Source organism: Mesobacillus sp. QJM3NY_10, assembly GCF_056173465.1.
Genome location: NZ_CM149675.1, coordinates 4,288,497 through 4,302,569 on the forward strand (window position 1 = coordinate 4,288,497; position 14,073 = coordinate 4,302,569).

Consider the following 14,073-nt stretch of genomic DNA (forward strand, 5'->3'; position numbering starts at 1 on the left):
ACTGCCCTCCTTCTAGGCATAAAGAAACACTCGCCAGAAAGACGAGTATTCACCCTATTTATTATGATAAAAATTAATGATGCTTTTAGCTGTTTCTTTAGGATTCAATTTATAAGTACCGTTTTCAACCTGAAGCTTCAGCTCTTCTACCTTTTGCTGGCGCTGAACGGATACTTGTGAAAGCTGCTGCATTTCCTTTGCAGTTGAAGAAATCTCCACTTTATCAGCTTTCTTGTTTTGCATACTTGCTGCTGCATCTAGTTTGTTCATCTGGCGTTTATATGGATTGATCCCTGATGGGCCTATATTGTTTATTTTCATGTCTAACCCTCGCTTTCAGAACGATTCTATTAGTAATATCGGCAAGCCAAAAGAGATATTTAATAAATCTTTCTGCCTAATCTCTATGGGTGAAAAAAGTCGCAGGTCGGTTGGCAATTTCTTTTTTACGCTGCTCTTCATGTTCATGGATCTGCAAGTCAGACTTTATTGCCTCGGCACAAGATCCACACAGTCTGCCAGTACGTATAATCGACCCGCATTTATCACAAGGATATCCAAAGTTCGGGAATTGAGCGATCTGCAGCTTGCCATTTTTAATGAACTTTAAGATTAATTTTTCCGAAACTCCAGTTGCATCTACAACCTGAAGCATGGTCGCAGTACGGTTTTCCCTTTTTTTCATGAACTTCGAAACAGTATCATATGCGTTCTGCTCTGCTTTCCAGCATTTTTCACAGGTATCTCTAAATTTATTTTTAACGAAGATTTCTCCGCAATCAGGACAATTCACGAGTTCCAATGTCCTTCCTCCTCTATTCTTATCATATCTGCTCAACGTGCCAAAGTTAGCGAGTACACCTTGTCTGCTCCATTTTCCTTCAACAGCCTGGCCGCATGTCGGAGTGTTGAGCCTGTAGTATATATATCGTCAACAATCAAGATTTTTTTACCCCTTAAATCATGAACCAAATCCACTCTGAAAACCTGATCAAGATGAATCCTCTCTACTCTTGATTTCTTCGATTGTTTTTCAGTATGAACCCTCGACAATAAGTGTGTTGGTTCTAGACCTGCCGCCCTAATAATTGCCTCGGATTGGTTGAAGCCACGTTCATAAAGTCGTTCTTCACTTAAAGGTATTGGAACGATGTAATCATATTGGAAAGCTTGCATTGCTTTTAAGAAATCCTCAGCAAAAATCTCTGCTAGAACATAGTCCCCTCGGAATTTAAATCTAGCAATGACTTCTTTGTTAAAACTAGAGTAGCTATACAACGATCGGTTCTGATCCAAACTCCCGTTCCAGAACTCGTCTTCCTCCCAGCGTCTGCAATCCAGGCATAATTCCTCGCTCCGATACTCCGCATCCAATAAAACAAAGGGTCTTCCACAAATATCGCATGTCTCACCACTAATGCGCTCAAACCTTTCAGCGCATTGCTGACAGAGCCTATCATGCACGTCGTGAGTAAATAAACTTTTCCAAGTAAACTCTGATTCTATTTTTCCATCACACAATAGACAATGATTGCCACTCAAAAGTTTCATACATCAATCAACCCTTTCCTTATCCCTTCCTTATTCATCTTGATGATTTGGTTTCTCGCTTTTACCATAGCTTCTGTTTTTCCATAGTGAAAAAAAGTGACATCACCTGTAGGAAACCCAGAGCTTCTTCCAGCACGTCCGGCAATTTGAACGAGGGCACTCTCAGTAAACACTCTATCCTCTGAACCAATCACGGCTACATCGATATTCGGAATGGTTACACCACGTTCGAGTATGGTTGTTGTAAGCAGAACCGGGATTTCTCTTTGGCGCATTTTCATTACTTTTTCTTTTCGCTCAGGATCTTCAGCATGGACTGATTCGATGAGGGGGTGTAGCATTCGAAGTAGAGGAAGAATTTTTTCCATAGAGGATATTTTTGGAACAAATACCAATGCTGGTTTACCACTCACAAGGCGAGCTTCAACCCATTTAATGAAATTCACCGACAGTTTTCCTTTAGAAAGCTTTTTCTCCCAGTTCCCAATCCATTCAAACTTAGGGACTGATAATGGATGACGGTGAAATCGGGCTGGTATAGTAACATACTCTCTTTTTCCAAAACGGCATTCTCGCTGCCATTTCTGGCTTGGTGTTGCTGTAAGGTAGATGAGTGTGGATTGTAGTTTTCTCGATTGTTCAACTGCGTATTGAAGGGTTTCATCAACGGAGTAAGGAAAGGCATCCACTTCATCAATAATGATTACATCGAATGCCTTGTAAAAGCGGAGTAACTGGTGGGTGGTTGTGATCGTTAGTTGAGCATATTCATGACGGTCGTCACTTCCACCGTACAATGCGGCAATTTTCACCTTCGGAAAGACCTTTCCCAAACGTGGGGCGAGTTCCAAAACAACATCAGTCCGAGGAGTAGCCAGGCACACTCGCTTTCCTGTGGATAAAGCCCTCTCTATTCCAGCGAATAATACTTCAGTCTTGCCGGCACCTGCCACCGCCCAAACAAGCAGCTCTGAAAAGTTTTCAACAGCGTCAACCACTCGACCGGAGGCTATCTTTTGTCCTTCTGATAACTGGCCATCCCAGTCCAGCAAAGATGCTAGGACAGTAAACTCAGGAGCAGGCCCTACCCCACTAATCAGTGGTGTACAGCCACTCACCCTGCCCATCATTACACACTTCCTGCAGTACACATCTATTTCGCCACAACGTGAACAAGGATATTCAGCAAAAGAAGCTTGGTCTGTAATTCCGCACCTTTCACACTTCAGCTTTTTATCATTTATCTCCAGCCCTTTACGGTAAACTAAATACCCATGCTCATAATGTTGATGAATTTCCTTCAAAGAAAACGGCAGCTCATCGACCAGAAGCTGCTTCCCTGCCAGCATCTTTTGCAAATCAGGATTAGCAATAAACGATAGATTCCTCGGGACTGATGGAATGTCAGGAAGCTTGGATATAACATATGACTTGCCATTGAACTTCATCGTGGGGATAATTTTGCCGTCTTCCAATAAAAATTTCATGATTAATCACAGCCTTTGTGGATTATTATGTGGATAATGTGGAATTATTGTTGATAATGTGGGTTAGCTTGTTGATAAGTATTTATAAATTGAGGAAAAGGAAATTGATACCGCTTTTATCTGTGGGTAAGTTAGTGATGAGGTTATTTCCGCTGTTAGTAACTTGGGAGTTTTGTTGATAAGTGGATGATTTTGTGGATAATATAAAAACGCCATTCCAAATATGCCTCGGAATGACGTCAACCTCTGATGTAATAACTCTCCGCAATTACTTCTTGTACCAGCCCATACCTAGAGCACCTTCACCTAAATGGGTGCCAATAACAGGTCCGAAGTAGCTAAACATAAATTCAACATTAGGAAACTGAGCCTCAAGCTCACTTTTCCATTCAAGCGCTTCACTCTCGCGATTAGCATGAATGATGACCGCACGATATTCGCCGCCCTTGCCCGCATCTTCTGCAAGTAAATCGACGACTCGATTCAAAGCTTTTTTCTTCGTGCGAACCTTTTCAAACGGAACAATCATCTTATCCACAAAGTGCAGCAACGGTTTAACCTGCAATAGACTGCCTATCAATGCTTGGGCACTGGACAATCGACCCCCACGCTGCAAGTGGCTTAAATCGTCAACCATGAAATAAGCTCGAGCTGACTTCTTTACTTCCTTTAGTCGCTCAATAATTTTTTCAGGCGTCTTACCTTGTTCAGCCATTTCAGCAGCTTCCAGGGCATAAAAACCCTGAACCATCGCACTGACTTCCGAATCAAAGGAAAACACCTTTATACCCTCCACCATTTCACCAGCAGAAACCGCTCCCTGATAAGTACCGCTTATCCCACTGGATAAATGAATGGTGATAACAGAGTCGTAATCGCTAGCCAAACCTTCAAAAAGCTTTACGAACTCACCGATCGGCGGCATGGAAGTAGTCGGAAGCTCGCGATGCTTTACTTCCTCGTAAAACTCTTCTGCCGTAATATCTATTTCTTCCCTATATGTTTCAGTATCAAAAATCACGCTTAACGGAATCATGTGGATATTCCATTTCTCCCGCAATTCCTTCGGGATGTACGCAGTACTATCCGTTACAACTGCCGTTTTCATTGTTAGATTACCATCCTTATGTTTTTCTCTACATTTGTACAATCCCCATTTTATATGAACTTCATCTAAAATGCATTCTTTCAGGAAAACTATTTTGATAAAGAGTTTTGGAAATGCGTAAACTGGTTCGATAGGGTGGTTTCTAAGTCTCATTTCGCTTCTATGTGACCTTTTTTGGATTTACACCGTGTTTCGGGCTTATAGGACTTTTCTTTATGACCTTTTTTAGTTCTGCACCTCATTTCGGGCTTATAGAACTTTTCTATACGACCTTTTTCGGTTCTACACCTCAATTTGGGCTTATAGAATTTTCCTATATGACCTTTTATAGATCTACACCACATTTTGGGCTTTTAGAACTTTTCTATGGGACCTTTTTGGAATCCACACCTCATTTCGGGCCTATGGAACCTTCCTATGTGAACTTTTACCGATCAAGCACCATATATCGGCCCCGGGGAAAATAAAAAAACGCTGGCAATCGATTGCGCAGCGTGTCAAATTTAAGAAACATAAGAATGGATTTTACTCTCAAGCCCTCTGGTATCTATTTCTTCTATTAGCATTTCAATAAAGTTTGCATCTAAATTCAACAGAGTAGCCTGTTGGTATGCTTCGATTAATTTTTCATCTGAGAGTTCCCAAAGTAAAGAAATTGTGACCACCCTTTCTTTATTCGTTTCCCTAATTATATCGGATATTATTAAGTTTTTGTAAAAGTCTAGGGGATTTTCTGTCGTATTATTCCAACAGATTCATACAGTAATCGACAAAAAACCACATCTGTCGATTCGACAAATGTGGTTTCCATAAGATTATCTCACTTCAACCCAGCCGTTCTTGATCGCTACGACTACTGCCTGGGTACGGTCGTTTACATTCATTTTTTGCAGGATGTTGCTTACATGGTTCTTAACCGTCTTCTCACTGATGAATAGCGCTTCTCCAATGCCTCTGTTGCTCTTGCCATCTGCAAGAAGCTGAAGGACTTCACATTCACGGCGTGTCAGCAAGTGAAGCGGCCTGCGAATTTCAACCGGGGATATGTACTTATCTGATCCGTCTGCATCAGCAGATAATCGACGGTATTCTTTTACCAGATTGTGCGTAACTCGTGGATGCAGGTAAGATCCGCCATCTGCAACGACTTTAACCGCTTCAACCAGTGCATCGGCATCCATTTCTTTCAATAGATAACCTGTTGCTCCTGTTTTAAGTGCGTGTGTTACATAGTTTTCATCATCGTGAATGGATAGGATAATGACCTTCGATTCAGGATACTGTTCTATCAATTGAGAAGTTGCTTCCACACCGTTTGTGTTAGGCATATTGATGTCCATGATGACTACGTCTGGTTGGTGCTGTTCTACTAGCGAGACAGCTTCACTGCCATCATCACCTTCTGCCACTACTTCGAATGATGGTTCAAAATCAAGGATCCGTTTTACCCCTTCTCTGAAAAGTTGATGGTCGTCTATAATGACAATCTTTGTTGTCATAGCATTCGCCTCCCTTACGGCTTCTATCTCTTTTTATCTATCTATTTTTTATATTTCTATAAATTCATCGGTATTTGGATGATGACCAGCGTTCCAGTGCCCATTTTTGAATGGATCGTCAGTTCACCTTCCAGCAGTTCGACTCTTTCCCTAATTCCAAGAAGACCGAAAGATTCTGGTTTGCTTTCATTAATATCAAAGCCTTTGCCATCATCCTTAATTACAGCCATAATATGGTCCCTCTTAATTTCAAGCTTCACCTGTACCGTCATGGCGTCCGCATGCTTCAGCGCATTCTGTACCGACTCCTGGATGATCCGGAACAAGGCAACTTCATAGTTGGATGGCAGCCTTTTATCCTCTCCGATATTAGTAAACTGAATTCTAGTAGTCCTATGATACTCTTCGATTGTCTGCAAATACTTTTTGAGGGTAGGAACCAAACCGAGATCGTCAAGAGCCATTGGCCTCAAATCATATATGATTCTTCTTACCTCATAGAGAGCTGATCGGACCATCTTTTTCATACTCTTAATTTCACTGATTGCTTCGGCAGCTCCTCGTTCCTTATAAACCCTTTCAATTAAATCAGAGCGCATCATGACGTTCGCCATCATCTGGGCCGGGCCATCATGAATTTCACGGGACAGCCTTTTTCGCTCATCTTCCTGGGCTTCGATGATTTTCAGCCCGAAATCCTGCTTTTGCTTGGCTGTCTCAAGCGCTTCACCCATTTGGCGGATATCGCTCATCATATAGTTCATCACTACTGAAATTTGCGATACAAGATGTTCGGCGCGTTCAATTGTTTCATTTAGCCCTACAAGCCTTCGCTCAAGGTCATCACGCTTTTCACGCAGCTGCTTTTCTGTTTGCCTATTCATCGTAAGATCCATTTGGAGCTTGTGAGCCACTTCATACGCCTCGCGAACCTGGGCTTCTGAATAATCCTTGAAGTGCTTGCTTACTTCGGAAAGCCGTACCCTGGCTGCCCTTACCTGGGCATCCAACTTGTCGCCATCATTAATGATTTGCGCAACCTTCCTCTTAATATCCTCTAATTCGTCGGTGATAGACTCATAGTCCGTTCGGCATTGCTCACCTATTCGGAAGATTTCGTCTTTACTGTTTCCAACGGTTTCGATCATTTTTTCTAAAATTAGATCGAGGGCTTTTGTGTCGAATTTTTTTATCGCCATGTAAAATTCCCCCACGGGCGGCACTAGAAATATTTTAACTTGAAAACTATCTCGTTACTAATTTCAACAAGAAAATCATGCCAATTTTGCTAAAAATCGATATAAAGACTCAGAAGGCATTTCCTATTCTAAGGCTAATATCCTATAATTTTAGGAGATAAACTCTTTTTTAAAAATAAAAACATTTTTCCAAAATATTTTTATACCTGTCAGACCACTAATTATTATAACATCCAAAGCTATTTACAGTATTAAAGTTATATTACAATCATGAGACATCATTGTTCCCCGATTGCCGTCAACTTATAATGAATTGTAGCACTAAGTACCAATGTCGAACATAAAAACCATGTCGAAGAATCAATATATAAGGTTGGGAAATTTTTCGTCCGAGAGGAGAGACAGAATTGTTACCGAGTTACTATACAGTCAAAGGGTACGGCGAACATGAAATCGAGATACAAAAATCACGTTTCATCGCATATGTGCAGAGAGCGGAATCTGAGGAAGAAGCTCAGGATTTCATTCAAACAATAAAAAAGAAACACTGGAATGCAAATCATAATTGTTCAGCATACATCATAGGAGAGCACGACCAAATCCAAAAAGCAAATGATGATGGTGAACCGAGCGGTACAGCAGGAGTTCCGATCCTGGAGGTTTTAAAAAAGAAACAACTAAAAGATACTGTAGTTGTCATAACTCGTTACTTCGGAGGAATTAAACTGGGTGCCGGCGGACTCATTAGGGCATACGGTAAGGCAACCACAGAGGGCCTGGCAGCAACGGGCATAGTTGAACGTAAACTAATGAGAATAATCCATACGACCATAGATTACACCTGGCTGGGAAAAATCGAAAGTGAATTAAGATCTTCAGAATATCAGATTAAAGACATTCACTATCTTGATAATGTAAAAATTGAAACGTATGTGGATGAAGCTAAGACAGACGACTTTACGCAGTGGATGGTGGACTTAACGAATGGACAGGCTTCCTTCCATTCCGGCAAGAATTTATATCTTGAATCTGAATATACATCCTAAAGTTACTTAAAATGGAATTGCTCTATTTTCAGTAAGGCGATATAATTGCTTATTGAGCATTTACTTAAAATCTGGGAGGAAACAAGAGTATGGATCGCTCTACCCTAAAAAAGAGAAAAAAGAAACGAAGTATATTAAAGAAAATCGTCCTAATGTTTATTAGCATGTTAATCATAATTGGATCATATTTCGGATTTGTAGCTTACAAAGCATATGATGCAGCCTCTTCATCCTTTAACCAGCTGGAGCGTGGCAGCAAATCAAAACTCAGGGCCAAAGAAATCACTGTAATGGAAGATCCCTTTTCCGTCCTTTTAATGGGAATTGAAACTTATTCCAGCGGAGGAAAAGGCGGTCGTGCTGATTCATTAATTGTAGCAACTATTAATCCCGGAAATAAATCTATTAAACTATTGAGCATCCCACGGGATTCATTGGTAATGGTTCCAAACAAGGGTTCACAGGATAAGATCAATCACTCCTATAACTATGGTGGAAAAGAATCTACAATTGATACGGTTGAAACGCTGTTGGATATACCTATTGACTATTATGCGACGGTTAATTTCAAAGGTTTTAAACAAATTATTGACGAAATTGGCGGAGTAGATGTCAATGTTCCGTTTGATTTTTGGGAAAAAAGTGACGTAGGCGGTAAAAAGCTTTATTTCTATGAAGGCCCAATGCACCTTAACGGTGATGAAGCTCTTGCGTATGCAAGAATGAGAAAACAGGATCCAAGAGGCGACTTTGGAAGAAATGACAGGCAGAAGGAAATCATTGAAGCATCTGTAAAGGAAATGGTATCTGTGAAGAACCTTCTAAGTTTGGATGATATTGCTGAACATGTTGGCAATAACATTGAAACGAACTTGAAGATTTCTGAAGCATTAGGTGTACAAAAAGCCTTTATTGGGTTCGATACATCAAACATTGAAAAAATGGCCCTTAAAGGAACCGACGCCTACTATGATAACGTTTATTATTTCGAACTAGATGAAATCGAGTTGGAAAATATTAAGGAGCAACTTCAAGCTCATCTTAACCATACTAATTAGTACAACCTAGAGGGGGTCAAAATTTTGAAGGACCCAAATAATATTATTATTTATCGTGATTCGTTATTGCCAAGATCTGAAACATTTGTCATAAATCAAGCTTTGTCTCTGCAAAGTTTCAACCCCTATTTTTTAGGATATAAAAAAGTAGAAGGAGGCATTGATCTCCCTGAAGAGAAAACATGTCTCTACAGTCAAAAAATATCTTCCAGAAACAATCCTGACGAAATACTATGGAAAAAGCTTGGAACAAATCCAAAATTCAACCGTTTTATCAGGGATGTCAATCCGGATTTGATTCACGCGCATTTCGGACCAGATGGCTTAATTGCCCAGCCATATGCAAAGCGCCATAACAAACCGCTATTGGTTACCTTCCATGGTTATGACGTAACAGTTAAAGACGAATACCTTTTAAAACAGTCTTACAATATAAGGCAGTATGCAAAGAATCAGCAGTTGCTAAAAAATGACCCAAATGCATCCTTTGTAGCTGTATCATCTTTTATAAGAAAAAAACTTATAGATAAAGGTTTTCCCGAAGAGAGGATTTTTACGCATTATATCGGAGTGGATTTGCAAAAACTCCAAATTTCTCAAAGCGTTAAACGAGAAAATGCTGTATTATTTGTAGGCAGGCTAATTGAAAATAAAGGATGCGAATTTTTATTAGAGGCATTCAAAGAGATTTCAGCCCATTCCCCTGAAACAGAGTTGTGGATTGTAGGCGATGGCCCTGAAAAAAAGGCACTTGAAGAAAAGGCAAGAGCCATTTCCAGCAAAATAACTTTTTTTGGTGTGAAACCTTATGAAGAAGTAATACGTCTAATGAATCGTGCAAAGATTTTTTCAGTGCCTAGTGTGGAAATTGATACTGGCGCTTCAGAAGGTTTAGGGATGGTTTTTGTAGAGGCACATGCAATGGGACTCCCGGTTGTTAGCTTTAAAACCGGCGGGATTCCTGAAGCAGTGATCAATAACGAAACAGGCCTTTTAGTTAACCAAAGAGACGTTAAAGAACTTGCTGATTCTTTATTAAGTTTATTACAGAACCCGGCTCTCATTGAAAAAATGTCACATAAGGCTATAGACCATGCAAGAAAAAACTTTGATATTGAAAGGCAGACACACAAATTAGAGGATATCTACAGATCAGTAATTAAACAAGATACGACAAAAAATTGATTGCTTTTTTCTATTGATTTGATATCCTAACAACAGATGCATGTCTTGAGGTGAATTTATGTATACAATAATTGATTATATTATAGCATTTGTCCTTTCTCTTGTTGTTTCAATTGCAATAACACCATTTACAATTAAATTTGCCAAGAAATTTGGCTTTGTAGATAAACCTGATCACAGGAAAGTGCATAAAGAACTGATGCCCCGGATTGGCGGCTTATCAATTCTAATTGGCGCTACAGCAGGACTGCTCTATCTTAATAAATTGATTCCACTGCTTTGGCCCGTTCTCCTCGGAGGGGCAGTGATAATAATTATTGGTATTTTTGACGATAAATATACATTATCTGCAAAAGTAAAGTTTTTAGGCCAGATTGTTGCTGCGTCAATTGTAGTCGCATTTGACTTTAATATCGATTTCATTACGCTTCCATTCATGGATGAAAGGATTTACCTGGGGCCATTCAGCTATATCATTGGTGTCTTCTGGATCGTGGCGATTACAAATGCAATCAACTTGATTGATGGCCTTGATGGACTCGCATCTGGCGTTTCAGTTATTGCCATGACATCAATCATGTCACTGGCAGCATTAAATGGACACTTTATAGTTGTTTCTCTTACTGTCATCCTGATCGGAAGTACCATTGGTTTCATGTTCTTCAACTTCCATCCAGCAAAAATTTTCATGGGTGACACAGGAGCATTGTTCCTGGGTTATTGTATCTCGATTATTTCATTGATGGGGCTATATAAAAGTGTTACGATCTTTAGCTTGATCGTTCCAATCATCATCCTTGCAGTCCCAATTTTCGATACACTGTTCGCGATAATCAGACGATTACTCAACAAACAAAAGATTTCAGCACCGGATAAATCCCACCTTCACCACTGTCTGATTTCAATGGGATTTTCACATCGGGAAACTGTATTAACAATATATGCAATTAGCGCCTTTTTCGGACTTGCGGCGATTATTTTCACAAGATCAACATTATGGGGATCGATTGCGGTCATTACAGTAGTATTGCTCCTGATTCAGGTGATAGCAGAACTGGTTGGCCTGATCGGAAGCCATAAACCATTGTTAAATGCTTATAAGAAGATGCGAGCTAATATGAACCAAAGCTATAAATAGAAAGAACCCTGTATCCTTAATCAGATACAGGGTTCTTTTTTTTGTTTATGCGTTTTTAGCTTTACGTTTTAATACCGTACTCAACACTTTATTGAAAAGATTTTTATCAAATTGTGCTGCCAGGATTACGTAAGCAAGGACCCCTATCAGGACTAAAACAATCAGCAGTATCCAACTAGGCTGCAGTCCAATTTGAACTGATAACAGCACAAGCAGGTAAACAATTACGGCCATCAAAATGGAGATAATGGACGGGACCTTCAATGAGCGGAAATAATCCCCTGCTTTTAGCTTCGTTACATAATGGAGGAGTTTTCTGCCCAATATAAAATTAATGAAACTTACCGCTACATAAGCGATTGCTACCGCTAAAACGCCCTGGTTGACGACCATGTAGATGGCAAGGCCATTAATGATCGCTACACCCAAGTCCCACATAAAACCAAGGTCAGCTCTTCCCTTTGCCAACAATACCGACCCATTAGGATTCATTAGAACCCTTAGTAAGCCTAATACAGCTAAAATTTGAATGACTGGAACAGCATCAACCCACTTAGCTCCAAACACTACTGGGACAAGAATATCAGAAACGGCAATCAATCCGATTAATATTGGGAACGTCACAAATGACAGCATTTTGGTCATTTGAATGAAACCTTGATTTATGACCTCGTCATTTTTCTGGTTTAATGAGAAGACCGGGAAAGCTACTTTCGTAATAACAGGATTAATTTTGGTCACTGGTATGACAATAAGCTGGTAGGCCAAGCTGTATATACCAAGTGCTTCTGTCCCTAAAAATCTCCCGATAAGGATGTAATCGATATTAGAGGCAAAATAGTTAACCGAGCGTGACCCCATTTGATACGCACCAAAGCTGATATATCCCTTTAAATCCTCTGTTTTAAACCTGAGAGCTGGTCTCCATGTCCTCCAACCATAGATCATTAACAGCAATGACTTTACCGAATTAGTAATGATTTGCCCCCATACCAATGACCAAACTCCATAGTCAAGAACCGCCAGGAGAACGGCAGAAGTACTGCCAAGTAAAACCGATACAATTTCAATTTTGGCTAGACTGTTGAACTTAAGTTCTTTTTGCATCAAAAATTGAAATTGCTGTCCTAATGGCGTGATCAAAAAGATAAAAGCTATATAAAATAAAAGTTCTTTTAGTTTGGGCTCATTATAAAAATCTGCAATATAAGGGATTATGAGCAGTAATATTGCAAAGACTGCTATTCCCGCCAATATATTCAGCCAGTAAAGACTGGACAGGTGTTTTTTATTCAAATCCTGGCGATGGACTATGGCGCTGCTGATCCCCATATCTGTAAAAACCTGCGAAAAAACAATAACGACCATGATCATACCCATCAAACCAAAGTCTTCTTTAGATAATAGTCTCGCAAGCAAGGCAAATTGCAGTAATTGGACGACTGTAACCACGATCGTAGATAGACCAGTCCATTTCATGCCACCCAAAAAGAGTTTTGTTACATTATTCATTGTCATTTACACCGTCCAATATGAAATTAACGACAGTTGTCTCCCATTCATCCCAATAAAAAACAACAGAAAAGCCCCCTAAAACGGCATCCATTGTTTTAGAGGGGCAGTACCTATCGTGAAGTAGGTTTCCATGTTGCTTGCCTCTTGCCGGTCATAGCTCTCATTGTACCCAACAAGGCAGCATAGTTAACTAAACAGAAATAGTACGGAATATAGGTGATCTTGTGTTTCACCCAAATTCCTAGTACGGCCAATCCATAGAAAAGAAGCTGAGCAGCAAAGACCCATTTGTATAATTCATGTTCAAGTAAAAAAAGATTCATAATAAATACGGCAATCATGTAATAAGGCACTAACCATCTCAAGAATTTATGAGACATATACTTATAAAAGAAATCAAAGTTTTTAAATGGATTAAGCACTTTTTTATAGGCCATTATTCCAGTAAAACTTCTAGTGACAATCCTTACTTTACGTCCGAATTCTTCTTTTTCTTTAGTCGATGTTTCTTCTTTTGTAATAGCATTGGGCTCATAGACGAATCTTTTTCCCTGGCTAATGATGATTAATGGATTTTGCATGTCATCCCCAACATTAGGGTTCATCTCTTTAAATAACTCTCTCCTGATCGCATAGATTGAACCATTAGCGACAATGCTTGTCCCGGTTTGGGTTTCTAACGTTTTAAGGAGTTTTTCATACTTCCAATAAGCACCTTCAGATTCACCTATAGATGAATTTGTAGAATTAAGAAGTTTTAGTTCACCACATACACCGCCAATAGATGGCTCGCTAAAATGCTTTACCAGATACAACAGCGCATCCTTTTCATACATTGAATTCGCATCCGAGAAGACTAATACATCCCCTTTTGCTAAAGGAACAGACTTATTAAGCGCCTCCGTCTTTCCTTTACGCCCCTTGACAACATTCAAGGTGATAAAAGGATACTTCGCTGAGTATTCCTCGACAATTTCATTTGTCCTGTCTGATGAGTCATCAGATACGACAATTATTTCTAATAATTCCTTGGGATAGTTTAAATCCGCTGCGTTTTGGAGTTTCTCCCCAATTACTTTCTCTTCATTATATGCAGCGATAAAGAATGTAACTTTTGGCTTGTAGGCCTGGTCTTCGTTTAAAGGAACTTTTTTGAACGAAGAAATAATTTTGAGCAAAACCGGATACCCAAAATAAATATATACTATTAAAAAAATCAAAAACCAAAAAGCGACTTGCAATACCATCATTATCTTCTTCCTTTCAGTAAAAAAGGATGAAAACCTT

Annotated in this window: 14 protein-coding genes and 1 pseudogene; 4 read left to right on the forward strand and 11 right to left on the reverse strand. The window is 39.7% G+C overall.

What is annotated here, in order from left to right; all coding sequences use genetic code 11:
- Positions 1-54: 54 nt before the first annotated feature.
- The 9 genes and pseudogenes from flgM to AC0VX7_RS21675 all read right to left on the reverse strand — a co-directional run bounded on the left by flgM (position 55) and on the right by AC0VX7_RS21675 (position 6,844).
- A complete protein-coding gene (gene flgM / locus AC0VX7_RS21635) occupies positions 55-321 on the reverse strand; it encodes a flagellar biosynthesis anti-sigma factor FlgM (RefSeq protein WP_475425856.1) in 267 nt (88 codons plus the stop codon).
- 76 nt (positions 322-397) lie between these two features.
- Entirely contained in the window at positions 398-793 is a 396-nt protein-coding gene (locus AC0VX7_RS21640; RefSeq protein WP_475428217.1) for a TIGR03826 family flagellar region protein, read from the reverse strand.
- 41 nt (positions 794-834) lie between these two features.
- Positions 835-1,296, reverse strand: a complete 462-nt coding sequence (locus tag AC0VX7_RS21645; RefSeq protein ID WP_475428218.1) for a ComF family protein — start codon at positions 1,294-1,296, stop codon at positions 835-837.
- A gap of 45 nt (positions 1,297-1,341) precedes the next feature.
- Positions 1,342-1,551 (reverse strand): annotated as a pseudogene (locus AC0VX7_RS21650) (double zinc ribbon domain-containing protein); the annotation flags it as partial.
- Positions 1,548-3,038, reverse strand: coding sequence for an ATP-dependent helicase ComFA (locus tag AC0VX7_RS21655; RefSeq protein ID WP_475425857.1), 1,491 nt, complete (start codon positions 3,036-3,038; stop codon positions 1,548-1,550). The pseudogene AC0VX7_RS21650 and the gene AC0VX7_RS21655, both read right to left, overlap by 4 nt.
- Positions 3,039-3,306: 268 nt before the next feature.
- Positions 3,307-4,146, reverse strand: a complete 840-nt coding sequence (locus tag AC0VX7_RS21660; RefSeq protein ID WP_475425858.1) for a DegV family protein — start codon at positions 4,144-4,146, stop codon at positions 3,307-3,309.
- 503 nt (positions 4,147-4,649) lie between these two features.
- Entirely contained in the window at positions 4,650-4,811 is a 162-nt protein-coding gene (gene sda / locus AC0VX7_RS21665; protein ID WP_475425859.1) for a sporulation histidine kinase inhibitor Sda, read from the reverse strand.
- 150 nt (positions 4,812-4,961) lie between these two features.
- Complete coding sequence (locus tag AC0VX7_RS21670; protein ID WP_475425860.1) at positions 4,962-5,645, reverse strand: response regulator; 684 nt, start codon at positions 5,643-5,645, stop codon at positions 4,962-4,964.
- A gap of 56 nt (positions 5,646-5,701) precedes the next feature.
- Positions 5,702-6,844: a sensor histidine kinase gene (locus tag AC0VX7_RS21675; protein ID WP_475425861.1), complete on the reverse strand. Its 1,143-nt coding sequence runs from the start codon at positions 6,842-6,844 to the stop codon at positions 5,702-5,704.
- Between the two features lie 407 nt (positions 6,845-7,251).
- On the opposite strand from AC0VX7_RS21675, the gene AC0VX7_RS21680 reads away from it, so the two are divergent.
- The 4 genes from AC0VX7_RS21680 to AC0VX7_RS21695 all read left to right on the forward strand — a co-directional run bounded on the left by AC0VX7_RS21680 (position 7,252) and on the right by AC0VX7_RS21695 (position 11,271).
- Complete coding sequence (locus AC0VX7_RS21680) at positions 7,252-7,890, forward strand: YigZ family protein (protein WP_475425862.1); 639 nt, start codon at positions 7,252-7,254, stop codon at positions 7,888-7,890.
- Between the two features lie 89 nt (positions 7,891-7,979).
- Positions 7,980-8,948: an LCP family protein gene (locus AC0VX7_RS21685; protein WP_475425863.1), complete on the forward strand. Its 969-nt coding sequence runs from the start codon at positions 7,980-7,982 to the stop codon at positions 8,946-8,948.
- A 24-nt stretch (positions 8,949-8,972) separates the two neighbouring features.
- On the forward strand, positions 8,973-10,133 hold the full coding sequence (locus AC0VX7_RS21690; RefSeq protein WP_475425864.1) for a glycosyltransferase: 1,161 nt from the start codon (positions 8,973-8,975) through the stop codon (positions 10,131-10,133).
- 58 nt (positions 10,134-10,191) lie between these two features.
- A complete protein-coding gene (locus tag AC0VX7_RS21695) occupies positions 10,192-11,271 on the forward strand; it encodes a glycosyltransferase family 4 protein (RefSeq protein ID WP_475425865.1) in 1,080 nt (359 codons plus the stop codon).
- Positions 11,272-11,316: 45 nt separating this feature from the next.
- Here the strand turns inward: AC0VX7_RS21695 and tuaB are convergent, their stop codons facing one another.
- On the reverse strand, positions 11,317-12,783 hold the full coding sequence (gene tuaB / locus AC0VX7_RS21700; protein ID WP_475425866.1) for a teichuronic acid biosynthesis protein TuaB: 1,467 nt from the start codon (positions 12,781-12,783) through the stop codon (positions 11,317-11,319).
- A gap of 113 nt (positions 12,784-12,896) precedes the next feature.
- Positions 12,897-14,036, reverse strand: coding sequence for a glycosyltransferase family 2 protein (locus AC0VX7_RS21705; RefSeq protein ID WP_475425867.1), 1,140 nt, complete (start codon positions 14,034-14,036; stop codon positions 12,897-12,899).
- Positions 14,037-14,073: the final 37 nt, after the last annotated feature.